Annotated in this window: 21 protein-coding genes; 15 read left to right on the top strand and 6 right to left on the bottom strand. The window is 66.0% G+C overall.

Translation table 11 applies throughout. The features are described 5' to 3' along the window. Window positions 1–163: 163 nt before the first annotated feature. The 4 genes from D5041_RS17815 to D5041_RS17800 form a co-directional block, all read right to left on the bottom strand. Complete coding sequence (locus tag D5041_RS17815) at window positions 164–349, bottom strand: hypothetical protein (protein WP_010103800.1); 186 nt, start codon at window positions 347–349, stop codon at window positions 164–166. 64 nt (window positions 350–413) lie between these two features. Continuing rightward, window positions 414–1,652: a PLP-dependent transferase gene (locus tag D5041_RS17810; RefSeq protein WP_265280933.1), complete on the bottom strand. Its 1,239-nt coding sequence runs from the start codon at window positions 1,650–1,652 to the stop codon at window positions 414–416. A 75-nt stretch (window positions 1,653–1,727) separates the two neighbouring features. Next, complete coding sequence (locus tag D5041_RS17805) at window positions 1,728–3,221, bottom strand: aldehyde dehydrogenase family protein (protein WP_265280932.1); 1,494 nt, start codon at window positions 3,219–3,221, stop codon at window positions 1,728–1,730. Next, entirely contained in the window at window positions 3,218–4,324 is a 1,107-nt protein-coding gene (locus D5041_RS17800; RefSeq protein WP_010103806.1) for a mandelate racemase/muconate lactonizing enzyme family protein, read from the bottom strand. Before D5041_RS17800 ends, D5041_RS17805 begins: the two co-directional genes overlap by 4 nt. 321 nt (window positions 4,325–4,645) lie before the next feature. Here D5041_RS17800 and gabT point away from each other — a divergent pair, with 321 nt between their 5' ends. Both gabT and D5041_RS17790 read left to right on the top strand, forming a co-directional pair. Then, window positions 4,646–5,935, top strand: coding sequence for a 4-aminobutyrate--2-oxoglutarate transaminase (gene gabT / locus D5041_RS17795; protein ID WP_265280931.1), 1,290 nt, complete (start codon window positions 4,646–4,648; stop codon window positions 5,933–5,935). Between the two features lie 129 nt (window positions 5,936–6,064). Beyond that, window positions 6,065–7,051 (top strand): CobD/CbiB family protein, encoded by a 987-nt coding sequence (locus tag D5041_RS17790; RefSeq protein ID WP_265258869.1) that lies wholly within the window; start codon window positions 6,065–6,067, stop codon window positions 7,049–7,051. Between the two features lie 57 nt (window positions 7,052–7,108). On the opposite strand, the gene D5041_RS17785 is transcribed toward D5041_RS17790, so the two are convergent. Further along, the gene (locus D5041_RS17785; protein ID WP_265285371.1) at window positions 7,109–8,731 is read right to left on the bottom strand and encodes an MFS transporter; all 1,623 of its coding nucleotides are present in this window, start codon (window positions 8,729–8,731) and stop codon (window positions 7,109–7,111) included. 139 nt (window positions 8,732–8,870) lie between these two features. Here D5041_RS17785 and D5041_RS17780 point away from each other — a divergent pair, with 139 nt between their 5' ends. Next, window positions 8,871–9,587 (top strand): AraC family transcriptional regulator, encoded by a 717-nt coding sequence (locus D5041_RS17780; protein WP_265285370.1) that lies wholly within the window; start codon window positions 8,871–8,873, stop codon window positions 9,585–9,587. Window positions 9,588–9,597: 10 nt separating this feature from the next. Here the strand turns inward: D5041_RS17780 and D5041_RS17775 are convergent, their stop codons facing one another. Further along, entirely contained in the window at window positions 9,598–10,812 is a 1,215-nt protein-coding gene (locus D5041_RS17775) for an ROK family transcriptional regulator (RefSeq protein WP_010100109.1), read from the bottom strand. A 277-nt stretch (window positions 10,813–11,089) separates the two neighbouring features. On the opposite strand from D5041_RS17775, the gene D5041_RS17770 reads away from it, so the two are divergent. The 12 genes from D5041_RS17770 to D5041_RS22185 all read left to right on the top strand — a co-directional run bounded on the left by D5041_RS17770 (window position 11,090) and on the right by D5041_RS22185 (window position 23,006). Then, entirely contained in the window at window positions 11,090–12,337 is a 1,248-nt protein-coding gene (locus tag D5041_RS17770; RefSeq protein WP_265285369.1) for an ABC transporter substrate-binding protein, read from the top strand. Between the two features lie 86 nt (window positions 12,338–12,423). Then, window positions 12,424–13,311 (top strand): carbohydrate ABC transporter permease, encoded by an 888-nt coding sequence (locus D5041_RS17765; RefSeq protein ID WP_265285368.1) that lies wholly within the window; start codon window positions 12,424–12,426, stop codon window positions 13,309–13,311. Continuing rightward, window positions 13,295–14,200 carry a carbohydrate ABC transporter permease gene (locus D5041_RS17760; protein WP_010100113.1) on the top strand — a complete coding sequence of 302 codons (906 nt, stop codon included), beginning with the start codon at window positions 13,295–13,297 and terminating at the stop codon, window positions 14,198–14,200. Before D5041_RS17765 ends, D5041_RS17760 begins: the two co-directional genes overlap by 17 nt. Before the next feature lie 6 nt (window positions 14,201–14,206). Beyond that, window positions 14,207–15,310, top strand: a complete 1,104-nt coding sequence (locus D5041_RS17755) for an ABC transporter ATP-binding protein (RefSeq protein ID WP_265285367.1) — start codon at window positions 14,207–14,209, stop codon at window positions 15,308–15,310. Window positions 15,311–15,351: 41 nt separating this feature from the next. Then, a complete protein-coding gene (locus D5041_RS17750) occupies window positions 15,352–16,428 on the top strand; it encodes a Gfo/Idh/MocA family protein (RefSeq protein WP_265285366.1) in 1,077 nt (358 codons plus the stop codon). Further along, window positions 16,428–17,273, top strand: coding sequence for a sugar phosphate isomerase/epimerase family protein (locus D5041_RS17745; RefSeq protein ID WP_265258861.1), 846 nt, complete (start codon window positions 16,428–16,430; stop codon window positions 17,271–17,273). The genes D5041_RS17750 and D5041_RS17745 overlap by 1 nt, the downstream gene beginning before the upstream one ends. Next, complete coding sequence (locus D5041_RS17740; RefSeq protein ID WP_265258860.1) at window positions 17,270–18,097, top strand: alpha/beta fold hydrolase; 828 nt, start codon at window positions 17,270–17,272, stop codon at window positions 18,095–18,097. Before D5041_RS17745 ends, D5041_RS17740 begins: the two co-directional genes overlap by 4 nt. After that, complete coding sequence (locus tag D5041_RS17735) at window positions 18,094–19,611, top strand: mannitol dehydrogenase family protein (protein ID WP_265285365.1); 1,518 nt, start codon at window positions 18,094–18,096, stop codon at window positions 19,609–19,611. Before D5041_RS17740 ends, D5041_RS17735 begins: the two co-directional genes overlap by 4 nt. A 38-nt stretch (window positions 19,612–19,649) precedes the next feature. After that, entirely contained in the window at window positions 19,650–20,351 is a 702-nt protein-coding gene (locus D5041_RS17730) for a ribulose-phosphate 3-epimerase (RefSeq protein ID WP_010100122.1), read from the top strand. Continuing rightward, a complete protein-coding gene (locus tag D5041_RS17725) occupies window positions 20,348–21,367 on the top strand; it encodes an ROK family protein (RefSeq protein ID WP_407702298.1) in 1,020 nt (339 codons plus the stop codon). Before D5041_RS17730 ends, D5041_RS17725 begins: the two co-directional genes overlap by 4 nt. A 66-nt stretch (window positions 21,368–21,433) precedes the next feature. Further along, window positions 21,434–22,204, top strand: coding sequence for a glucose 1-dehydrogenase (locus D5041_RS17720; RefSeq protein WP_265285364.1), 771 nt, complete (start codon window positions 21,434–21,436; stop codon window positions 22,202–22,204). Window positions 22,205–22,448: 244 nt separating this feature from the next. After that, window positions 22,449–23,006 (top strand): hypothetical protein, encoded by a 558-nt coding sequence (locus D5041_RS22185; protein ID WP_407702297.1) that lies wholly within the window; start codon window positions 22,449–22,451, stop codon window positions 23,004–23,006. Window positions 23,007–23,088: the final 82 nt, after the last annotated feature.

Raw genomic sequence — 23,088 nt, 5'->3', positions numbered from 1 at the left:
TATGAAAATAGCTGGTTCAAGCACTGGCCGCCTCTGGGCCATGATTCCGAAATCAGCGCTCACGTTCGCTGAATATCGGTCCGCCTTCCGGACAAACATCCACTGCAGGCGCTGTGTGAGGCGTTATCTCATTCGCTGCACGCTCTCAGGGACCGGAGGGGCGCTAAAGCGGTTCCTGCGCGCCGTCGCGGGGGGCCACTCCATCGCCGCCCGCCTGCTCGCCAGCGGGCTGATCGCCCTGCGGATCATCCGGTTTGCGCTGTGTTTTGGCGCGCAATTTCTCTTCCTTTTTTTTCTTTTTGGCGAGTTCGCGCTGGCGTTTCTCGTATCCGTAGTTGGGTGTTGCCAAGGTAGTTGCTTCCTGAAGTGAAGGTCCACTGTAACAGCACCAGGCCCCCGCGTCCCGCGCGGCGTCACGCCGCAGGGAAGGCGCGTTCCATGGCCTGTTGCAGATCCTGTTGCAGGTCTTGCACGGCTTCCAGTCCGATGGAAAACCGCACCAGCGTACCCTGCTTCAAATGCGCCACGCAGCGGCTGCGCATGCTGGCGATGTGGTAGGGCACGACCAGGCTCATGGGCCCGCCCCAGCTATAGCCCAGTTTGAACAGGCGCAGGCCGTCGCAGAACGCGTCCACCTGCTGCGCGCTGTGGCGCGCATCGATCAGCACGCTGAACAGGCCCGCGGCCAAGCCCTGTCCCCCCGGCCCGGCACCGCACAGGGCCTGCCAATGCGCGTGGCCTGGCGAGCCCGCAAGCGCAGGGTGCAGAACCTGGGCGACGGCGGGCTGTTGCTGCAACCACAGTGCCAGACTGCGGGCTGCCGCGTCGTGGGCGCGGTAGCGCAGGCCCAGGCTGGGCAGCCCGCGCAGCACCGCTTCCGCGTCGTTGCCCGCGACGCCCAGGCCAAGCCGCATGTGGGTGCGCCGGATTTGCGTGTGCAGCGCGGCGTCGCGCGTGATCACGCTGCCCATCAGCACGTCACCGCCGCCGCTGGGGTATTTGGTCAGCGCGTGGACGCAGATGTCCACTCCCAGGCTGCCGTCGCCCAGGAGGTCGAACGGCGCGAACGCCAAGCCCGCGCCCCAGGTATTGTCCAGCGCCGTGCGCACCGCGCGCGCGCGGCAGATGCGCACCAGTTCGCGCAGGTCGGGAAATTCCATGCTGACCGAACCCGGCGCCTCCAGCCACACCAGCCGCGTTGCGGGCGTGATGCGGGCGGCCAGGTCGGCCGGCTCCAGCGGGTCGTACAGCCCATGGCTGATGCCCAGGCGGGCGAGTTCGTCGTGCGCCAAGTCCTTGCTCGGACCATAGACGTTGTCGGGGAGCAGCAGTTCGTCCCCGGGGTTGAGCAGGGCCAGCGCCACATTCGCGATGGCGGCCAATCCGCTGGGCGCAAGCACGCACTGCAGGCCCCCCTCGAGCGTGCACAAACGTTCTTCGAGGGTGAAGGTGGTCGGCGTGCCGTGCAGCCCGTAGGTATAGCCGCTCCTGTCCCGCCAATCGCGCGCGCGCATGGCGGCCACGTTCGGGAAGATGACGGTAGAGGCCTTGTAGACCCCCGGCTGGGGCGCCGCGAAGCCCGCGGGCGGAACGTAGTCGTGCTGGACGATGCGCGTGGCGAGATCGGTGCCGGGGGTTCTCATGCCCGCCATGGTAGCGCGCTTCGACACGATGGTGCACCCGGTTTTTCAGCACGTATGCAACGAGCCAGTGGCCAACGCGGACTCCTAGACGCGCGCAACGATGCTCTTGAGCTTGCAATAGCTCCGGATCCCTTCCAGCCCTTTTTCGCGGCCAAAGCCGGAGCGGCGGTTGCCGCCGAACGGCACTTCGATGCCGCCGGCAAAGTATTCGTTGATGTAGACCTGTCCGGCGTCGACCTGCCGCGCAAAGCGATAGGCCCGGCCGATGTCCCGGGTGTAGATGCCGGCCGCGAGCGCATAGTCGGTGCCGTTGGCCAAGGCGATGGCCTGCTCGAGGTCGTCGGCCTGCTGCACCACCAGGACCGGGCCGAAGATTTCCTGCTGCACCACGGCATCCTGTGCGCAGCTGGCCTCGATGACCGTCGGGCGGTAGAACCATCCGCCCGGCGCGCACGCAGGGTGCGCGACGCTGCCGCCGGCAAGAACCGGGTTCCCGCGCGCTGCGGCGCTGGCCACGTGCGCATGGATCCGGTTCAGATGGGCGAGCGAATTCACCGGGCCGACGTCCGGGTTCGTCAGGCCATGGCCCAGACCCAGCTGGCCCACGCGATCCAGCAGCCGTTCGATGAACTGGCCGTGCAGCGAGCGCTCGACGATCAGCCGCGAACCGGCCGAGCAGATCTGGCCTGCGTTCTCGTAGATCGCGCCCAGCACGCCATGGAGCGCCTGTTCGACGTCGGCGTCGGCGAGCACCACGAGCGGGGATTTCCCGCCCAATTCGAGCAGCACCCGGGTGACGTGGCTGGCCGCAGCGCGCATCACCTGCTGCCCGGTGGCCACCGATCCGGTGAAGGTGATGTGCTGTATGCCGGGGTGCGACACCAGCGCTGCGCCCGCGGCCGCGCCTTCGCCGGTGACGACGTTCAGTACGCCGTCGGGCAGGCCCGCGGCGCTGGCCAGTTCAGCCAGCATCAACGCGGACAGCGGCGTCTGTTCGGCCGGTTTCGCAACCACCGTGCAACCGGCTGCCAGCGCCGGGGCAATGCCGCGTGCGGCGGTGCCCAGCGGGTAATTCCAGGGGATGATCTGCGCGGCGACACCGACGGGCTCTTCGATGGAGAAGCCGACGTAGGCCTTGTCGAGCGGAAAGCTGTCGCCCTGCATCTTGTCCGCCGCGCCAGCGTAGTACTCGAAAGCGCGGACCACGCCACGCACGTCGGCCTGCGCCTCGCAAAGCCGTTTGCCGCTGTCCAGGCTCTCGACCAGCGCCAGCCTGTCGGCGTGCTCGCGCACCTGCTGCGCGATCGCTGCGAGCGTTCGCCCCCGTTCGGCCGGCGCCGCATCGCCCCAGGCGCCGCGCAGCGCGCGCCGGGCCGCGTCAACGGCCTGATCGACCTCGGCAGCGCTGCCGGCGGCAAACTGCGCGAAGGCTTGGCCGCTGCCAGGGTCAAAGGTCTCCAGCGCAGCGCTGCCCGAGCCGGGTTGGTAGGCGCCATGGATGAAGTGCTCGCGCGGCAGGCCGCTGAGCGTGCCGGTCCGGCGAAATTCGGCGATCAGTGCGTCCAAACCCGGGTTCATGGCTGGACCTCGCTGACTGCGTAGCTGGATTTTTGCAGCCATTCTTCGCGGATTTCCATTCCCCAGCCGGGCTCGGCCGGGATTTGCAATTTACCGTCCCGGACATTCAGGCTGTTGCGGAACAGCCCTTGTTCCCATGGGTAGTAGTCTGCGCCTTCGATCGAGTATTCGACGTAGTCGCCGGCATTCGTGAGCGCGCCCATCACGTGCAGCGTGACGGGCAGGACCAGCGAGCGGTTCGCCGAGTGCGGCGTGACCTTGATTCCCGCCTGCTCGGCCAGGCGCGCCACGCGCAGCATGCGCGTCACGCCCCCGATATAGAAGGCGTCGGGTTGCACGACGTCGACCACGCGGTTGTCGATCATGTATTTCCACAGCGTCAGGTCGCAGTCCTGTTCGCCGCCTGTGACGTCGAGCTGCAGATTTTCCCTGACCTCTTTCGTCCAATGGTGCTCCCAGTACGGGCAGGGCTCCTCGAAGTGAATCACGCCGTGGTCTTCGAGCATGCGCCCGACGTCGATCGCTTTGCGCGGCGTGTATGCGCTGTTGCCATCGACCAGCAGGCGCGCGCCGTCGCCGAGCGCGCGGCGCACGGCCGGCACGATGGCCTCGGTGCGCCCCGGCCATTCGTCCTGGTCATGGCCGCACACCTTGCCGACGCGGAATTTGAACGCGTCGAAACCCTGCGCGTCGCGCAGCCGGGCCAGCCGCTCGGCCTCGTCCTGGGGCGTGATTTCGCCGCGCTTCATGCTCGATGCGTACACCGCAAACGCCCGGGGCGTGCCCCCCAGAAGCTCGCAGACGCTTTTTTGTTCCAGCTTTCCGCGCAGGTCCCACAGCGCAGTGTCCAGGCCGGCGAGGGCACGAAACAGATAGGAGCAGGGAAACTTGTGCTCGTGCTCGGGGATGCTGTCCACCAGATGCGTGATGTTCAGCGCGTCCGCGCCCAAGGCCCAGGGTGCGATCTGCCGGTGAAACACCTGCGCCGTGATGTCCGCGTTGTACGTTGACATCTGCCCCCAGCCTTGCAGGCCGGTATCGGTGGTGACGCGGACAAATCCGACATGCTGGTTGCTGAAGGTCTCTAGACGATGGATGTTCATTGCGTAATTTCACTTCGGCCCGGTGGATCGCCGCACACCGGCTTGGGCTGCGCCAAGCGGCGTTGATTTGTCACCAACGAGTCTCCAGGCCGCCCGGTTTTCAAAAGGGGATCATTCTCCGCTCGGAATAGCCCGAATAACCCCGTCCATTCTGGAAAAAGTGATAGGCCATTTCCACCGGTCTCGCACAGCAAAGCACACCCGCAGTGGGGGCGTGCATGGGGGGGCAGTTCCGGAATGACGAACTGCACGCCTTGCAAAACCTTGCCGTGATTGGCAAGTTTGGTGAATTAGAATTACGTCTTTTCGAGGAGCCATCGAATGCTTGAGCCGTCCAATTCCAATAAGAACGCCGCGTTGGAAGCGCGGCGCCAAGCCGCGTGTCCGCGCGGCGTCGGGGTGCAGACCCAGGTCTTCGTGGCCCGCGCGCAGAATGCGGAACTTTGGGACGTGTCCGGCAAGCGTTTCATCGACTTTGGCAGCGGCATCGCCGTCCTGGCCACGGGCCACCGCCATCCGCAGGTCGTGGAGGCTGTCCGCGCGCAACTGGACGCGTTTCACCACACCTGCTTTCAGGTGACGCCGTACGAGGGCTACGTCGCGCTGTGCGAGAGGCTCAATGCGATCACGCCCGGGGCCTTCGCCAAGAAGACCGCGCTCTTTACCACGGGCGTGGAGGCCGTGGAGAACGCCGTCAAGGTGGCCAAGGCGGCCACGGGCCGCAATGCGGTCATCGCGTTCTCCGGCGCATTCCATGGCCGCACCCTGATGGGCCTGGCGTTGACCGGCAAGGTCAACCCCTACAAGGCGGGCTTTGGCGCCATGCCGCCGGACGTATGGCATGTCCCCTTCCCCGCAGAGGCGCTGGGGGTGAGCGTCGATGACAGCCTGCAGGCCATCGACCGCTTGTTCAAGACGGATGTGGATCCACGGCGCGTTGCGGCGCTCATCATCGAGCCGGTGCAGGGGGAGGGGGGCTTCTACGTTGCACCGCCGAAACTGTTCCAAAGCCTGCGCGCAGTGTGCGACGAGCACGGCATCCTGCTCATCGTGGATGAGGTACAGACCGGTTTCGGGCGAACCGGGAAGATGTTCGCGCTGGAGCACTACGGCGTTGACGCCGACCTGATCACCATGGCCAAGAGCCTGGCCGGCGGTTTTCCGCTGTCTGCCCTGACGGGCCGGGCGACGGTCATGGATGCGGTCGCCCCGGGGGGCCTGGGAGGCACTTACGCCGGCAACCCGATCGCCGTGGCTGCCGCTCTGGCGGTGTTGGACATCATGCAAAAAGAGGCGCTCGTGCAACGCGCGCAGGCCTTGGGTGAGCGTTTGCTTGCGCATCTGGAGCCGCTGCGCGCGCGCGTGCCGCAGATCGCGCAGGTCCGGGCGCTGGGCGGCATGGTGGCCATGGAATTCAGGGATTCCTCCAGCGGCGTGGCGTTGCCCGAATTCACCAAACGGATTCAGGACATCGCGCTGGAGAAGGGCCTGCTGCTGCTGACCTGCGGCGTGTACGGCAACGTCATCCGTTTCCTCTTCCCGTTGACGATACAGGACGCGGTCTTCGCCGAGGGCCTGGCGCTCCTCTCCGACTCCCTGTTGCAGGCATGAGGCCGGCGTTCAGCGGCCCCGCCCGGACGCATCGGCAGCCTGTACGCGGTGTGCGCCGAGGTCACCGCGGCCTCCCCGGGTGGCCGGCCCAGCGTGACAGAGAGTGAAGCCCCGGTATCATTGCCCGCCATGAGTTTCTTTGCCATCCTGTTCGCTTTGCTGATTGAGCAGGCCCGCCCGCTGGCGCGCAGCAACCCGATTCATGCGGGCCTGCGCGCCTGGGCCCTGTCCGTGAGCCGCAACTTCGATGCCGGCAAACCGCAGCATGGCTGGGTGGCGTGGGGTTTGGCCGTGCTCGTTCCGGCGCTGCTCACACTGGCCATCCACTGGCTCCTGCTGCGCTGGCTGGGCTGGCCATTTGCGGTGCTGTGGAGCGTTGCCGTGCTGTACGTCACGCTGGGGTTCCGGCAGTTCAGCCACCATTTCACCGGAATCCGCGACGCGCTCGAAGAGGGGGACGAGGACGCCGCCCGCGCGCGGCTGGCGCACTGGCAGCAGGTTGACGTGGGCGTTTTGCCGCGCAGCGAGATCGTGCGCCACGTGATCGAGTATTCGATGTTTGCCGCGCACCGCCATGTGTTCGGCGTGCTCGCCTGGTTCTCGGTGCTGGCGGCGCTGGGCCTGGGTCCGACGGGCGCGGTGCTGTACCGGCTGGCCGAGTTCGTCTCGCGCTACTGGCATTACACGCAGCGCATGGGGGCTCAGCCTGCGAGCGCCTCGCTGCAACAGGCTTCGGCCCGGGCCTGGACAGCCATCGACTGGCTGCCGGCACGCCTGACGGCGCTGAGCTTTGCCATGGTCGGCAGTTTTGAAGAGGCCATCGAGGGCTGGCGTTTTCACGCGCAGCGTTTTCCCAATGACAACGACGGTGTGGTGCTGGCAGCCACGGCAGGGGCCATCAACGTGCGCTTGGGTGGCGAGGCCTTGAAGGCGCGCACCGAGATGCACGCCCCGCAGGGGCTGGAGATCGACATCGACGTGGGCGACAGCGACGCCACCCCGGGCCGCGAGCCCGAAGTCAGCCACCTGCGCAGCGTGGTCGGGCTGGTCTGGCGCTCGGTCGTGGTCTGGATGCTGCTGCTCGCGCTGCTCACGCTGGCGCGGCTCCTGGGCTGAGCCTGCTGGCGGCCGGGCGTGTTCGCGCTTGGGGCCGCAGCCACTCCCCATATTTCATCAGCGCGCCCGCTTCAGGACCAGCGCGGGCAGCGTGCAGGAAACGGCCAGCACGAAAAGGCCAATCAGCGCGGGCCTGAATGCATCCCAGCCAAAGCGGGCGCTGATTTGGTACAAAACAGCCACCGAGGCTGTGCCCACCGAAGCGCCCAGGAGCGTCACGACACGCGAAAGGGAACTGGCGTCAGGAACCTTGCGGCGCGCGATCGCATGGTAGGCATGCGACATCGCAAGCAGCGTCAGCCAACCGACTCCCGCTCCACGCAGCAGCAGCGCCATGCCGATGGCCACGGGAAATTGCAGAACCGCGGGCAGGCACAGCGCCGCCGTCCCCATTGCGGTGCCCACGATCGCCATGAGGGCCGTGTTGCCGACTCCGCAGCGCTTCGTTGCCGCCTCCAGATAAAACCGCGATATCAATGCGCCCAAACCGTGAACCCCGACGAGCAGGGCTGCGAGCATCGGGCCTTGTGCGCATGCATTCATCAGGAACAGAGGAAAAAGGAAAATTCCACCGTAGAAGACAAAACTGGAAAAAAATAGCAGCCACATGGACGCATGAAACGACAGGACACGGAATAGACGGATGTCGAGAAGCGGATTTTTGCTGCGCAGGGCATGCGCAGTGAAGCAGGAAAGAAAGACCATCCCGGCAATGATTGCCCCCACGGACGCCATGCCCGATTCCCCGGTCATGGATTTTGTCTCCGCAATGCCCGAAATTCCCGCAAGCCCAAAAACCGTCAAACCGAGGGCCGGAAGCAATAAGAGAAAGCCGGGAAAATCGAATTTTTCAGCAAAACTCCCCGCATCCTTCTCCAGGAACCGAAATGCAAGACCAAGGGTGAGGCAAGCGATGGGAACGTTGACCCAGAAGATAAGCTGCCAAGGACCCCATTGCAGGAGAAAACTGCCGACGACTGGCCCGGCAATGGGAGCCAGAACCGCAGGAACTCCGACCGTTGCCATGGCCGTTTTCAGTCTGGCATGCCCGACGCAAGCCAGCAGAATCGATTGCATCACGGGCATCAATATGCCGGCGCCAATTCCCTGAACGATTCGAGATGCAATTAATTGGCCAACGCTGTCTGACAAACCGGCAGCAGCCGACCCGGTGGCAAAAAGCACGAGACCCCCAACCCACAACGCGCGGCCACCGAGACGCCGGGTTGCCCAGGCGCAAATCGGAACGGCGCAGGCTGCCGCCAGGGTATAACTCGTCGATACCCATTGAAGAAGGGAGATGGGCGCGTTCAGGCTGGCCGCCAGCTCGGGGATTGCCACGCCCATGATGGTCGTGTCCAGCAAGGGCAGACAAATCCCTGCAATGAGCGCCCAGAGGACGAATCCATGCTCCCGGGTCAATTTGGAAGACGTTTTGGTCGAATCCGTTTCCTTGTCGATCATCACAATCTCACATGGCAATTTTTTAATCATCGGATGACCATAGCACCCAGTCATCCATGAAAATTCCGAAAAGATGCCATCTTCTATCGAAAAAACGCCATAAGACTGCGGTGGGATCCGCGCCGCCTCGTATGGAAACCAGCATGCACAATAGCCAGCTTGGGGGACGGGTCGCCCTGAGCCTGTCCACAGGTCCACCGGCTTGGTGTTGCGCATGGGAGTGCCTGATGGGTGTTGAAATGGAAGCGTTGTTCACCAGTGCGTTGGGTCTGCAAGTGCCATGCTGCCGTTGAATCCCGAATCGTTCCGCCCCTGCGCCGAACGGCCGGTGCGTGTCGTTGCGCGGGCAATGGGCATGCCGACGGAAATTTCCGCGCACCACCATCCCTGGGGACAGGCCGTGTTCTCGGATGCGGGGGTCGTTCAGGTGGAAATGGCGAACGTTGCCTTCATCGTTCCGCCGCAGCATGCAGTGCTCATACCGCCAGGCACCGAGCATTCCGCTGTCCTCTTGCAAGACGCGAGTCTTTTCTCGGTCTATGTGTTCCTGCAGGAATCAGGACAGGAAGCACGGCAGCGCTTTTGGGATCGCTGCAGAGTCGTCAGAGCCAGTCCCTTGCTTCTGGAACTCGTTCGGCGGCTGGTGGATGAGGATTTGCCGCACAGAGATACCGGGCGCTACCGCGCGCTCTGCGTGGTGGTGCTGGCGGAACTGCAAGACGCCAGGGAAGTCGGGATCGGCGTGCCAATGCCCACGGAGCGCCGCTTGCGCATGCTTTGCGAAGCGTTTCTCGCCGAGCCGCGGCAATCGAAACCGCTGGCACAGCTGGCGCGGGACGCTGGCGCAAGCGTCAGCACGGCGTCGCGGCTGTTCCGCGACGAACTGGGAATGGGCTTTCAGCAGTGGCGACGCCAGGCATTGTTCGCACGGGCGCTCGCGCTGGCCGCCGAGGGGATGCCGATGCAGCGGATTGCCGAGGAACTGGGCTACTCCAGCGCAAGCGCCTTCACCGCAATGGTCACCAAGACCTTCGGGAAATCCCCGCGCGAGTTCTTGCTGCAGCGGCCTTGACCGGCGCGTGTCAGTCCGGGGGGAGGCCCACGGCCTCGTTCGTTTCCCCGTACACGATGCGATCGTCAAACGACAAGAGCCGCTGATGAAGAATCATCGCTGCGCCAATGGCGCAGGCCTCGCTCCCCAGCCGTGATACCTCGATACGGGGCAGTGCGGGTGCGGGCACCAGGTGCTTGCGGATCGAGTCCACGACCTCCTGCTCGGCGTGCGTGTAGAGCGCCGCGACGGCGCCCCCCAGAACGATCCGCCCGGGATCGAGCACGCTGACCAACGAGGCGATGCCGCGGCCCATCCACCATGCCCACTCCGAGGCGGTTTTCCGCGCGACGGGGGCTTGCGCCGCAAGGGCTGCGATGAAATCCTCCAGCCCCTCGGCGCGGCCTCCGTGGTGCTTGTACCGGGCAAGAACGGCGTCGCGCCCGACGTAGCTCTCGAACGAGCCCGGCACCGGCGCCAGGGGGTTGAAGCCGTGCTCTCCGAGATGAATGTGACCGATCTCTCCGGCGTATCCGCTGTGGCCACGCAATAGCCTCCCCTGCGAAACCATGCCTCCGCCAATGCCCGCGTCGAGATAGACGAACAGGGCGTCGGCGTATGCCGCGGGCAGTCGCCCGTAGAGTTCTGCTGCGGCGAACGCGTTCGCGTCGTTCTCCAATGCGAGAACGCCCGACCACTTGAGCTTGGCGGCGATCAGCGCGCGCACGGGCACGGTGTTCCAGCCCAGAACGGGGGCGCGCAACACCACGCCGTCACGGTCCACGAGCCCGGGGACGGTGACACAAATACCCCGGATCACCTTGGCATCCGGCAGTTGCCGGATCATCGCGCGCACTGCCGTACCCAGGGTCGCGATGCTCTCGTCCACGGCGCCCGGCCTGGAGCGGACTGCGACGGACCGGCTCCTGAAGGGCCGCCCCAGGAGGTCGAGCGCAACGACGGACATGTGGCCGATGCCGATGTCCGCTCCGATGAAGACCGAATGCGCCGGGTTGAGTTGAACGTGTTGCCCTGGACGCCCGCTGCGCCCCCCGGGCGTTGAGCCCGCAACCTCGCTCTCGAGGATCAGGCCCTGTTCGACCATGCCCGCAACGAGATGGCTCACGGTCGAGCGCATGAGCCGGAGTTCGCGCGCCAAGTCGGCGCGGGTCGTGGTGCCGTGGCGATACAGTGAATCCAGAACCCGAACTTCGTTGATGTGCCTGACGGCGCGTGGCATCGACATGGACAGTCTGCGTGCTGATCTGGGAGGAGGGGGGGGTGCCCCGGCTCTTGCATGCTGCCGACGCGGGACCGGGCAGTTTACCTGCGGCACCCGGCAGCCCAGGGGCCAGGCCCTGCAAGGACGGCGCCGCATGTCCGCGGGTTTTTACCTGGAGAATTTTCAGCGCGATCGTCTTATATTTGTTTTGGAAACAAACAAAATACGTCCACCAGCCGATCAATGCTCGGCGCCTGGATGGACGGGTGGTCCCCCATGACCAAAGCAGGAGACAAGCGCCATGAAATGGAATGTGATCAGGATCGCGGCAGTGGCTGCATGCACCCTCGGTTCTGCCGCGGCAAGCGCGCAGTCCGTCGAAGTGATGCATTGGTGGACGTCGGGGGGCGAGGGTGCCGCGATCGGCGTTCTGAAGAAGGACCTCGAGTCGCGCGGCATCCAGTGGATCGATATGGCGGTCTCCGGCGGAGGCGGGGAGGCCGCGATGACCGCGCTGCGGGCGCGTGCCGTCGCGGGCAATCCGCCGACTTCGGCGCAGTTCCTGGGCATGGCCGTCGTCGATTGGGCAAACGAAGATTTCCTCAGCGACCTGACGGAAGTCGCCACCAAGGAGAACTGGGACCGGTCCATCCCGCCAGCCCTGCAGCGCTTTGCCAAGTTCAAAGGCAAGTACGTCGCGGTGCCGGTGAACATCCACCGGCCGCACTGGCTGTGGATGAACGCCAGAATCTTCAACGACAACGGTCTCAGGCCGCCGACCACCTGGGACGAATTCAATGCCACGGCCGACAAGCTGAAGGCCAAGGGCATCCTGCCGCTGGCCATGGGCGGCCAGCCGTTCCAGGAAGCCACCGCCTGGGAAAGCGTCGTGCTGGGCCTGGGGGGGCCCGACTTCTATCGCAAGGCGGTGATCGAGGCCGACCCCGCGTCGATGAAGTCCGCCACGATGCTCAAGGTCTTCGACCAGATGCGCAAGCTGCGCGGCTACGTGGATCGCAACTTCGCCGGACGCGACTGGAACCTGGCGACCTCGATGGTCATCAAGGGCGATGCCGCCATGCAACTCATGGGCGATTGGGTCAAGGGAGAACTGATCGCCGCCAAGGGGACCCCGGGCAAGGAGGTTCTGTGCATCGTCGCGCCCGGAACCCAGGGATCGTTCCTGTTCAACACCGACTTCTTTGCGATGTTCAAGGTGGGCGGCAACCGCCGGGCGATGCAGCTCACGATGGCCTCGGCGGTGATGAACCCCACGTTCCAGGAAACCTTCAACTTGGCGAAGGGCTCCATCCCGGCGCGCAGCGACGTCCCGATGGACAAGTTCGACGCATGCGGCAAGCAGTCGGCCGCCGACTTGAAGGCGGCAACAGCGGCCAACCACGTCTACGGTTCGCTGGCGCACGGCCATGCGCAACCGGCAGCCATGCAGCGCGCCTACCTGGACGTGATCACCAAGCACTTCAACTCCGACATGTCCTCGAAGGACGCGGCCGAGGCGCTCGCCAAGGCCGTCGTGGCGGCCAGGTAATGCTCTGACTCCTTCGGCGCGGTGCATACCGGCGTGCCACCGTGGCACGTCGAGTCCACCGCGCTGCTGCCAAGGCCTGCATCCCCATGTCAACGCAATCCCGGTGGTTCGAGCAGCACATGTCCCAGCTCGCGCTCGGACCCAGCCTGCTGCTCATCACGATCGGCGTGTACGGCTTCATCGCGTTCACCACGGTCCTGTCGTTCACGGGTTCAAAGATGCTGCCCAAGCTGAGCAGCTTCGTCGGCTTTCTGCAATACGAGAGGCTGTGGGCGAATCCGCGGTGGTTGGTTGCGGTCGAGAATTTCTTCGTCTTCAGCATCCTCTACGTCGCACTCACGACGGTCCTCGGGCTCGGGCTGGCGATTCTGCTCGACCAGAGGGTGCGCGCGGAGGGATTCCTGCGGTCGATCTACCTCTACCCGATGTCGATTTCGTTCATCGTCACCGGCGTGGCTTGGCAGTGGCTCATGTCGCCCGAGCTCGGGCTCGAACGCGCCTTGCGGACCTGGGGCTGGGAGGGCTTTCGCTTCAACTGGATCAAGGACGAGCGCATGGCGATCTATTGCGTCGTGATCGCCGGAGTGTGGCAGGCGTCGGGCTTCGTGATGGCGTTGTTCCTCGCGGCGCTGCGCGGCATCAACGCGGAGATCATCTCGGCGGCCCGGATCGACGGCGCCGGCGGCCTGCAAATTCATCGCCATGTGATCATTCCCGCGCTGCGTCCGGCGCTGCTGACGGCGTTCGTGGTGCAGGCGCACCTGGCGATCAAGTCCTACGACCTGGTCATCGCGTTGACCCGCGGCGGACCGGGTTACGCAACCGAGCTCCCGTCCACCTTCATGTACGGGTTCACCTTCTCGCGCAACGAAATGGCGCTCGGGTCGGCGAGCGCGGTCGTGATGCTCTGCACCCTCGCGGCGATCGTCGTCCCCTACCTCGTATCGGAGTTGAAGCATGAGCCGCGTCACTGACGGCGCAGCGCCGCAGCGCCTGCGCCTGCGCGTTGCGCGGATAGCGCTGTACGCGGTGCTCGTTCTCGCGGCGTTCGGCTTTCTGGTCCCGCTGGTGGCGATGCTGTTCACCTCGCTGAAGACCATGCCCGAGATCCTCGGCATGGCGCCGTTCGAAGGCAGCACGATTCTCAGTCCGCCGCGTGCAATGTCTCTCGACGCCTGGGGGGCCGCCTGGTCCGGCGCCTGCATCGCCGTGGACTGCCAGGGCCTCAAGGGATATTTCTGGAACTCGATCGTCCTGTGCCTGGTCAGCGTGGCGATTTCGGTGAGCGTGGGTGCGGTCAATGGTTATGCGCTGACCAAGTGGCGCTTCCGGTACGACAACGTCGTCTTCGTGCTGTTTCTGTTTTCCTGCTTCATCCCTTTGCAGATCGTGCTCATCCCGGCTGCGCGCTTGCTCGGCCTGGTCGGCCTGGCGGGCACGATGAGCGGACTGATCGCGGTGCACGTGCTGTATGGGATTGCGTTCACGACGCTGTTCTTTCGCAACTTCTACGTCGCCATACCCGATGAGTTGATTCGCTGCGCGCGCATCGACGGGGCGGGGTTCTGGTCGATCTTCCTGTTCGTGGTCGTGCCCATCTCGGGGCCGATCGCGGTCGTGTCGATCATCTGGCAGTTCACGTCGATCTGGAACGACTTCCTGTTCGGCGCTTCCTTTTCCGGGCCCGGATCGCGGCCGCTCATGGTGGCACTGAACAACTTGGTGAACACCTCCACCGGGACCAAGGCCTACAACGTGGACATGGCCGCGGCCATGATCGCCGCGCTGCCCACGATGCTCGTCTACATCGCCGCAGGCAGGTTTTTCGTTCGCGGCCTGATGGCCGGAGCCGTCAAAGGATAGGCAACCATGGCTTCCCTGAAGATTGAAAACGTCAGCAAGCGCTTCGGCAGCGTCGGGATCCTGTCCGACGTCAACCTCTCGATCGACGACGGCGACTTCCTGGTGCTCGTTGGCCCGTCGGGCTGCGGCAAGTCCACGCTGCTCAACATCGTCGCAGGGCTCGAGCCGCTGAGCAGCGGCAGCATCTCGATAGACGGTCGCTCGGTGCAGAACCTGGAGCCGAAGGAGCGCGACATCGCGATGGTGTTCCAGTCGTACGCGCTGTACCCGTCGATGAGCGTCGCGAAAAACATCGCGTTCCCGCTGCGCATGCGGCGCCAGTCCGCGCAGGAGCAGGCGCAGAAGGTCCGGCAGGTCAGCGAGCTGCTGCAGATTGGCCACCTGCTCGAGCGCAAGCCGCAGCAGTTGTCCGGCGGCCAGCGGCAGCGCGTGGCGATGGGCCGGGCGCTCGTGCGCGACCCGAAGATCTTTCTGTTCGACGAGCCGCTGTCCAACCTGGACGCGAAGCTGCGCGTGGACATGCGCACCGAGATCAAGCGCCTGCACCAGCGGGTGAGGAAGACCACCATCTACGTGACGCACGACCAGATCGAGGCGATGACCATGGCCTCGCACATCGCCGTCATGAAGGACGGGGTCGTGCAACAGTTCGGCACGCCGTCGGACATCTATGACCGGCCGGCGAACACGTTCGTCGCGACCTTCATGGGGTCGCCGTCGATGAACCTGCTTCCGGCCACGGTGCAGCCAGCCGGCGGCAAGCTGAACCTGAGAATCGACGGCACCGACGCGCTGATCCGGATGCCCGCGCATCTGGCGCGGGGCGCCGCGGCGCTGAAAGCGGGACAGCCGGTGCTGTTCGGCCTGCGTCCCGAATGGTTCCTGTGCGGCGCGGCGCTGCCGGACACCCACGTCGGCCTGCGCGCGGCGGTGGACGTGCTCGAGCCCACGGGGCCTGATCTGTATGCCGCGCTGCGCCTGGGGCCGCACGAGGTGATGGTCCGCCTGCCGGCCGACGCGCGTGTCTGCGTTGGCAGCGACGTGGACTTTGGCGTTGACCTGAGCAAGGCGCTGGTCTTCGATCGGGCAACGGGTGTCAGCGTCCAGTGAGGAACGCCGGAACGCGCGACCCAGCGAGAAAGAACCACACCATGTCGAAGAAGGAAGAACGTCGTTTGCGCGTAGGGGTACTCGGCTGCGGGCCGATCGCGCAGGCAGCGCATTTTGAGAGCTGCACCAAGGCCCGCAACGCGGATCTCTACGCCATCTGCGACGTGGCCGACGAACTGCGCGAGCGCATGGTCGCGATCCATGCGCCGCAGCGTAGCTACGCCGACTACGCCGCGATGCTCGCCGACCCCGAGCTGGAGGCGGTGATCGTCGCGACCTCCGACGCCTTTCACGTGCCGGCCTCCATCTTGGCGCTGCAGGCCGGAAAGCACGTGCTGTCCGAGAAGCCACTGGGCGTGACGGTCGAAGAAACACGGGCCTTGCAGGAGGCGGTCGCGAAGAGCGGCCAGGTTCTGCAGGTCGGCCACATGAAGCGCTTCGACGCAGGGCTGCAAGCCGCCAAGTCCTTCATCGACTCCGAAATGGGCTCGTTGCTCGCGCTCAAGGCCTGGTACTGCGACTCGACCCACCGCTACACGATGACCGATGCGCTACAGCCGCTGATGCTCCATAGCGCCGCGCGCCGCAGGCCGGCGCAGGACCCGAAGTCCGATATGCGGCGCTACCTGATGCTCGCGCACGGCTGCCACCTGGTGGACACGGCCCGCTACCTGGCCGGTGACATCGTGGCGGTGCAGGCGCGTTTGTCGGAGCGCTGCGCTGCGCGCTGCTGGTTCGTCGATACCGAGTTCGCCAACGGCGCGCTCGGGCACCTGGACCTGACCGTGGCCGTGCGCATGGACTGGCACGAGGGCTTTCAGCTCTACGGCGAGCACGGCAGCGTGATCGCGAAAACCTACAACCCCTGGTACTACAGGAGCAGCGACGTGGAGATCTTCCACGAGAAGGACGCCACGACGCGCCGCCCGCTCGGCGCCGACGGCCACTTCTACCGGCGCCAGGTGGAGGGCTTTGCCGACGTGATCCTGCACGCGGCCCCCATGACCGGCGCGAACGTGCGCGACGGCGTCGAGTCGGTGCGCGCCATGGTGGCCATCGCGCGCAGCGCCGAGTCCGGCCGGCGCGTCCGGCTGGCCGACGTGCAAGGGGGCGTGTGATGCGCCTTGGCATCTTTTCCAGGACCTTCGCAGGCAGCGATCCGGCGACGGTCCTGAGCGCCGCGGCGCAAGCGGGCTTCACGGCTGCGCAATACAACATGGTCTGCTCGGGACTGGCCGCGATGCCTGAGGCCATCGGAGCGGACGTGGCGCCGCGGGTCGCGCGGGCTGCCAGGCAGACGGGCGTCGAGATCGTGGCGGTCTCGGGAACCTACAACATGATTCACCCGGACCGGAAGGTGCGCGCCGCCGGTCACGCGCGGCTGGAGACCCTGGCGCGGGCTTGCGCCGGCCTGGGGACGGCGCTGATCACCCTGTGCACCGGGACGCGCGATGCGCAGGATCCATGGCGCGGCCACCCGGACAACGGCACGCCGCAGGCGTGGCGGGACCTGCTCGAGTCGATGGAAAAGGCCATCGCGATCGCCGAAGCGTACGGGCTGCACCTCGGCATCGAGCCGGAGCTGGCGAACGTCGTCCATTCGGCACCGCGTGCGCGCGCGCTCATCGACCAGCTCGGCAGCGCGCGCCTGCGCATCGTGCTCGACCCGGCGAACCTGTTCGAGCGCGCCACCCCGCAGGAACAGCGCAGCACCGTGGCCGCGGCCATCGACCTGCTGGCCGACCGCATCGCCATGGGGCACGCGAAGGACCGCCACGGCGACGGAAGCTTCGCCACGGCAGGCACCGGCGTTCTGGACTACCCGCACTACCTCTCCCGGCTCAAGGCCGTGGGCTTCGACGGTGCGCTGATCACACACGGCCTTTGCGCCGCCGAGGCGCCGGGCGTGGCCACGTATCTGAAGCGCGTGCTCGGCGAGGCCGGCATCCGGGTGCAGGCATGAAGTTCGATCGACTCGAACGCCGCTGGCTGACGCAAGGGGGGCTGGACCTCGCCTACTACGACGCCGTGCGAGGCCGCGTGCCGGTCGTTCTGCAGCACGGCCTGTGCGGCAGCGCCCAGCAGACCGCCGAGGTCTTCCCCGACGACGACCGGTTTCGCCTGCTGACGCTCGAATGCCGCAGCCATGGCGCGTCGCCCATCGGCTCGCCCGGGGACCTCTCCATCGCGCGCTTCTCCGACGACGTCATCGCACTCATCGAAGCGCGCCAGCTCGCACCGGTCATTCTGGGCGGTATTTCGATGGGTGCAGCGCTTTCCCTGCGCATCGCAGTGCGCCGGCCGGAACTGGTGCGCGCGCTGATCCTCGCGCGTCCGGCCTGGGTCACCGCGGCCCATCCGATGAATATGCGGCCGAACGCCGAGGTCGCCGAACTGCTGGCGCACGCGCCTGCCGAACGCGCCCGGGCGCTCTTCGAGCACAGTGCCACGGCGCGGCGGCTGGCCGCCGAAGCGCCCGACAACCTGGCGACGCTGCGCGGCTTCTTCGCGCGCGCGCCGCAGGCGTCCACCGCCGAGCTGCTCAGGCGCATCGCGGCGGACGGCCCCGGCGTGAGCGAGGACGCGGTGCGCGCCCTCGACGTGCCGGCGCTGGTGCTGGGCCACGCAGCCGACGCCATCCATCCCCTGGCCCTGGCGCGCAGCCTGGCGGGGTTGCTGGCGCGCTCCGAGTTCGTCGAGATCACCCCCAAGTCCGTCAACCGCGCGGCGTATCTCCGGGATATGCACGCCGCGCTGGCGGCATTCATGCAAAAGGTCCCATCGTGAACGCGCAAACGCACGTCGGCACAGGCCGGCTGACCCCGCTCTCCAACGCCACCCTGGGCGCACTGGGGGCCGCAGTGGCGGCTCCGGCCTATGAGCGCAGCCGCCTCCGGGCCGGCATCGCGCACATCGGCGTGGGCAATTTCCATCGCGCCCACGAGGCGCTCTACGTGGATCGCTGTCTGCACCGGCCCGGCCACGAGGACTGGGCGATCTGTGGCATCGGTCTGGGCGACACGCCCGCCGCACGGGCCAAGGCAGAGGCGTTCAAACGGCAGGATGGCCTCTACACCCTGAGCGAGTTTGCACCGGACGGCGCGGTCAGCAGCCGGGTCATCGGCGCAATGATCGAATACCTGCACGCGCCGAGCAATCCCGATGCGGTGCTCCGGAAGTTGTCCGATCCGGCGCTGCGCATCGTCTCGCTGACGATTACCGAGGGCGGCTACAACATCGACGAGGCCTCGGGCACGTTCGCGTTGCACACGCCCGACGTCGCATCGGACCTCGCGGGCAACCCGCCGCGCACGGCCTTCGGCTTCATCGTGGAGGCGCTGCGGCGGCGCATGGAGTCCTCGGTGGCGCCGTTTTCCATCGTCTCCTGCGACAACCTGAGGCACAACGGAGACACGACCCGACTGGCCGTCGTCTCGTTTGCCCGGGCGCGTGACGCGCAACTGGCCGAGTGGATCAACGCGAAGTCATCGTTTCCCAACAGCATGGTCGATCGCATCGCACCGCGGGTGCCTGCGCCGCAGCGGCAGCAACTGAATGCCCGCACCGGAATCGACGACGCGCTGCACGTCGTCGGCGAGCGTTTCACGCAGTGGGTCATGGAGGATCGCTTCGGCGCCGGGCGTCCGGATTTTGGCGCCGTCGGCGTCGAGTTGCGCGCGGACGTCCCCGCATTCGAGGGCATCAAGGGCCGGTTGCTGAATGCCTCGCACATGCTGCTCGCGTACCCGGCGCTGCTGTGCGGATATCGGCTCGTCCACGAGGCCATGCAGGACGTGCGGCTCGCGAACCTGCTCGATCGATTCATGAGCCTGGACGTGATCCCGCTGCTCCAGGCGCCTGCCGGTGTGTCGCTGCACGCCTACAAGCAACAGGTGCTGAGCCGCTTCAACAACGCCGCGGTGGCGGATCAACTCCCGAGAATCGCCCACGACGGCGTATCCAAGATCCCGGTGTTCCATTCCAGCACGCTGCGTGCGCTGGTCGATGCGGGGAGCGACATTCGGCGTGCGGCCTTCTTCCTGGCCTGCTTCCAGCGGTATTTCAAGGGGGTGGACGACCAGGGCCTGGCGTTCGCAGTGCACGAGCCGCAGCTGAGCGAAGAGGACCGGCAGTCCTTGCTCCAGGGCACGGACCCCCTGGCGGTTCTGCGCACGACGCCATTTCGGGCACTGCGTCTCTACGACGACATGCGCTTTGCCAGCGCGTTCCTTGCGGCCTCCGATGCCATCGAGAAAAGCGGTACGCGGCAGGCACTGGATGCCTTGCTCGCCGACCGGTAGTCCCCCGCCCCCCGCACCGAAAACGAAGAGATTGCACCGTGAACAGCCCCTGCGAAAACTGGTTCCATCGCCTGCCCGACGATCGGTTGATCGCCGAATTCTCCGTGTGGTCCGCGGACCTGCTGCGCATTGGCGAAGAGCTCGCACGCATCCGTCCCTGCGCCGACGTGCTGCACGTCGATGTGGCCGACGGGCATTTCGCGCCGGCCCTCCTGTTCTTCCCGGACCTGGCAGCGCGGGTCCGTGCCGCCAGCGACCTGCCCATGCACGTCCACCTGATGGTGGGCGATGCGATCCTCGCAGCGCAAATTGACCAGTTTGCAGACGCCGGGGCCGACGCCATCACCCTGCACGCTGAGTGCGCGAGCGTGGCAAGCGGCGCATTGGATCGAATCCGGCGGCGCGGAATCCTCGCCGGTCTGGCGCTCAAGGTCGAGACGCCCGTGTCCGAACTCGCGCCGTACATCGGACAGATCCACTTTCTGACCCTGCTCGGCACGCCGATCGGCGTCAAGGGCCGGGGGCTGCATGGGGACGCGCTGGAGCGCTTGAAGGAAGTGCGCGAGCTGGTGCGTCGTGCGGACGTCGGCCATCGCGTCGTCGTCGTCGCCGATGGCGGAATTCGCCACGAGACCGTCCCCGGCCTGCGTGCCGCTGGCGCGCAGGCCGTGGTGCTGGGGTCGCTGGCCTTCGGCGACCCGGACTTGGCGGCGCGCATGCAGTGGCTTGCGGCGCAATGAGCGCTGCGTTGGCTTCCAGTTCGCGGGTGACGCTGAGCATGCCAAGAGATGCTGAGTCCGCACGCCACGGAGACTTGGCCGTCGGGGTCGATATGGGCGGAACCCAGATTCGCGTAGCCCTTGTCAACGGGCAGGGCGCCGTCCTTGCGCGCACCGCGACCGCGACGGACGCTGCGGGTGGGCCGCGGGCCGTTGTCCGGCAGATTCGGCAGCTCTTCGCCGAGGTCAGCCGAGGAGCGGGTCCGGCGTCACTTGCGGGCGTTGGCGTCTGCATGCCGGGTCCATTGGACAGCGAGGCGGGCGTCGTTCTCGGCATCCCGACCTTGCCGGGGTGGGTGGACATTCCGATCGTGGCCTGGTTGCGCGAGGCGCTGGACCTTCCCGTCACGCTGGAGAACGACGGTGTCGCTGCGGCCATTGGCGAATGGCGCTTCGGCGCCGGCCGAGGGCTGAGCGACTTCGTCTACGTCACGGTGAGCACCGGCATCGGCGGCGGTGTGATTGCCGACGGCCGGGTGCTGCGCGGGCGCCGCCGCCTTGCCGCGCACCTGGGGCACATGACCATCCTCGCGCAAGGCGCGCCGTGCAGTTGCGGGAACCGGGGCTGCTGGGAGGCGCAGGCCTCGGGCAGCGCCCTCGGTGAGCTCGCGCGCAGGCTCGCGGCAGAGGTGCCAGGCAGCGATCTGTTGCGGCATGGCCCGGCAGTGACTGCGCGGCACGTGATGGAAGCTGCCCGCGCAGGCGACGCATTGGGCTTGCAGCTCGTCGCCCGGGAAGCCGAGTTCCTGGGGATGGGCATCGTGAATCTGCTGCACCTGTTCAGCCCGCAAGCCGTCGTCATCGGCGGCGGCGTGTCGAATGGATTCGATCTCCTGCACCCGGGGATCGAAGCGCACGTTCGAGCCTGCGCCCTGCCAGCCTTTTGCGCGGTCCCCGTGGTCGCCGCCCAGCTTGGCCAGAACTCCGGCGTCGTCGGCGCGGCTTGCCTCGTCCTTCCCCGGAGCGGCAAGCCGTGAACGATCCCCCCATCCACGCGGACAGACCCCCGATGGATTCCTCCACCTCAAACGGACACACTCAACATGCGATTCAAAGGAAAGATGATTCTGGTGACTGGCGCAGCCAGCGGCATCGGCAAGGCCATTGCACACCGCTTTGCCGAGGAAGGCGCGCGGGTGGCGATCGCGGATATGTCGCTGCGTGCAGCAGACGCGACCGCGGCGTCGTTGGCGCACGGAGCGTTTGGCATCGAGGTCGACGTCACCGCATCCGCTTCCATTGCGGCGATGGTCGAGCGGGCCTGCACCGTTGCCGGCGGCATCGATGTCTTCGTGAACAACGCCGGAGTCTTCGGCATGGAGCCGTTCCTGGACATCACGGAACGGGACTACGACCGCCTCTTCGCAGTCAATGTCCGGGGCTACTTCTTCGCCATGCAGGCCGTCGCAAGAAAGATGGTGGCCGCCGGCCGGCGCGGTGCGATCGTGAACATCGCATCGCAGGCTGGCCGGCGCGGCGAGGTCCATTCAGCGATTTATGCGGCCACCAAGGCGACGGCAATCAGCCTGTCGCAGTCCGCGGCACTGGCGCTGGTTGGGCAGGGCATCCGTGTCAACGCCATCGCGCCGGGCGTCGTGGACACACCCATGTGGAAGTCCGTGGACGCGATGTATGCCCGCCTGGACAACACGGCGATCGGTGAAAAAACACGCCAAGTCCGTGCCGCGATTCCCAAGGGTCGCCTGGCCACTGCGCAGGAGATCGCGGCGGCAGCGGCGTTCCTCGCCTCGGACGACGCCGAGTACATCGTGGGCCAGACGCTGAATGTGTGTGGAGGCAACGTGCTGAGCTGAAGGGTTCGGAGCATGGGGGCGAACTCGGCTGCCTGTTGCGCCAGGCATTCTCCGTTGGGCCTCCCTCTGCCCGCAGCGCCGATTTTCTCTAAGTCTTTTCCAATTCAGGTACGAGTCTGAACGAGGGATGTGACTCTGGGGCAGCTCGAGTGGATTGATCGGGTTGAAAAGGGAAGTGTAAGGGCTGCATTTGCCCTCAGAGCCTGTGAAGATATATTGGTACGAATATTGCTTTTCTTTTGACATGCTCAGCACCACCACCAAACCCGGATCGAGCGGACACACGGACACCTTGTTTGAGAACCTGATGTTTTCGCCCGACAGCACAACGGCCCCGAAACCAAGAGCGCTCAAAAGCATACCCCGCGTGCAAAGCCCGGTGTGCAATCAGGTCGAACTGCGAGCCTATGACCTTGACTTCAGGCGCCGCGAGACCTTGAAGGACTTGCTGGAGCAAGCTCAAACTCAGGTTCAAGCGCTCAGGAAGGAACTCGATGACAACCCGGGTGCTGGGACGCGCCGCGTGCGTGCGGCGCGCCAGCCTGCCGCCGCAGAGCGCGAGCAACGCGTCACGCGCGCCCTGCGGACGGTGGAGGTGATAGACAAGCGCCTGTCGGGCAAGGCCGCAAAGCACTCCCCAGAGTCAATCCAGGCTGACGGGACAGCAGACAGAACGTGTTCGGGCAAGCGTGAACGATCAGGGTGCAGATGCGCCAAGCGCCGAGTCAGCATCCGGACAAGCAAAGGAGCATCGGTGGGCACTTCTTCTGTCGGACCCGTCCAGAGCAAGTTGCCAGCGTGATCCTGAGACATTGCGGAGTGCCACATGATGCAAGCTCTAGGGCCTGTCATCAATTGAAGTCACTCCGGCGCTAAACTCGGAA

Source organism: Verminephrobacter aporrectodeae subsp. tuberculatae (assembly GCF_026127385.1).
Classification (GTDB): Bacteria; Pseudomonadota; Gammaproteobacteria; order Burkholderiales; family Burkholderiaceae_C; genus Acidovorax; species Acidovorax aporrectodeae.
The sequence above is the reverse complement of the archived record's forward strand: the minus strand, read 5'-3'. Positions and strand labels throughout refer to the sequence as shown.

Excerpts from the sequence above, each read along its gene's own strand:
- D5041_RS17810 (WP_265280933.1), bottom strand. The coding sequence starts at position 1,652 with ATGGCGGGCATGAGAACCCCCGGCACCGATCTCGCCACGCGCATCGTC.
- D5041_RS17805 (WP_265280932.1), bottom strand. The coding sequence starts at position 3,221 with ATGAACCCGGGTTTGGACGCACTGATCGCCGAATTTCGCCGGACCGGC.
- D5041_RS17800 (WP_010103806.1), bottom strand. The coding sequence starts at position 4,324 with ATGAACATCCATCGTCTAGAGACCTTCAGCAACCAGCATGTCGGATTT.
- gabT (WP_265280931.1), top strand. The coding sequence starts at position 4,646 with ATGCTTGAGCCGTCCAATTCCAATAAGAACGCCGCGTTGGAAGCGCGG.
- D5041_RS17790 (WP_265258869.1), top strand. The coding sequence starts at position 6,065 with ATGAGTTTCTTTGCCATCCTGTTCGCTTTGCTGATTGAGCAGGCCCGC.
- D5041_RS17785 (WP_265285371.1), bottom strand. The coding sequence starts at position 8,731 with ATGCGCAACACCAAGCCGGTGGACCTGTGGACAGGCTCAGGGCGACCC.
- D5041_RS17780 (WP_265285370.1), top strand. The coding sequence starts at position 8,871 with ATGCCGACGGAAATTTCCGCGCACCACCATCCCTGGGGACAGGCCGTG.
- D5041_RS17775 (WP_010100109.1), bottom strand. The coding sequence starts at position 10,812 with ATGTCGATGCCACGCGCCGTCAGGCACATCAACGAAGTTCGGGTTCTG.
- D5041_RS17770 (WP_265285369.1), top strand. The coding sequence starts at position 11,090 with ATGAAATGGAATGTGATCAGGATCGCGGCAGTGGCTGCATGCACCCTC.
- D5041_RS17765 (WP_265285368.1), top strand. The coding sequence starts at position 12,424 with ATGTCAACGCAATCCCGGTGGTTCGAGCAGCACATGTCCCAGCTCGCG.
- D5041_RS17760 (WP_010100113.1), top strand. The coding sequence starts at position 13,295 with ATGAGCCGCGTCACTGACGGCGCAGCGCCGCAGCGCCTGCGCCTGCGC.
- D5041_RS17755 (WP_265285367.1), top strand. The coding sequence starts at position 14,207 with ATGGCTTCCCTGAAGATTGAAAACGTCAGCAAGCGCTTCGGCAGCGTC.
- D5041_RS17750 (WP_265285366.1), top strand. The coding sequence starts at position 15,352 with ATGTCGAAGAAGGAAGAACGTCGTTTGCGCGTAGGGGTACTCGGCTGC.
- D5041_RS17745 (WP_265258861.1), top strand. The coding sequence starts at position 16,428 with ATGCGCCTTGGCATCTTTTCCAGGACCTTCGCAGGCAGCGATCCGGCG.
- D5041_RS17740 (WP_265258860.1), top strand. The coding sequence starts at position 17,270 with ATGAAGTTCGATCGACTCGAACGCCGCTGGCTGACGCAAGGGGGGCTG.
- D5041_RS17725 (WP_407702298.1), top strand. The coding sequence starts at position 20,348 with ATGAGCGCTGCGTTGGCTTCCAGTTCGCGGGTGACGCTGAGCATGCCA.
- D5041_RS17720 (WP_265285364.1), top strand. The coding sequence starts at position 21,434 with ATGCGATTCAAAGGAAAGATGATTCTGGTGACTGGCGCAGCCAGCGGC.
- D5041_RS22185 (WP_407702297.1), top strand. The coding sequence starts at position 22,449 with ATGCTCAGCACCACCACCAAACCCGGATCGAGCGGACACACGGACACC.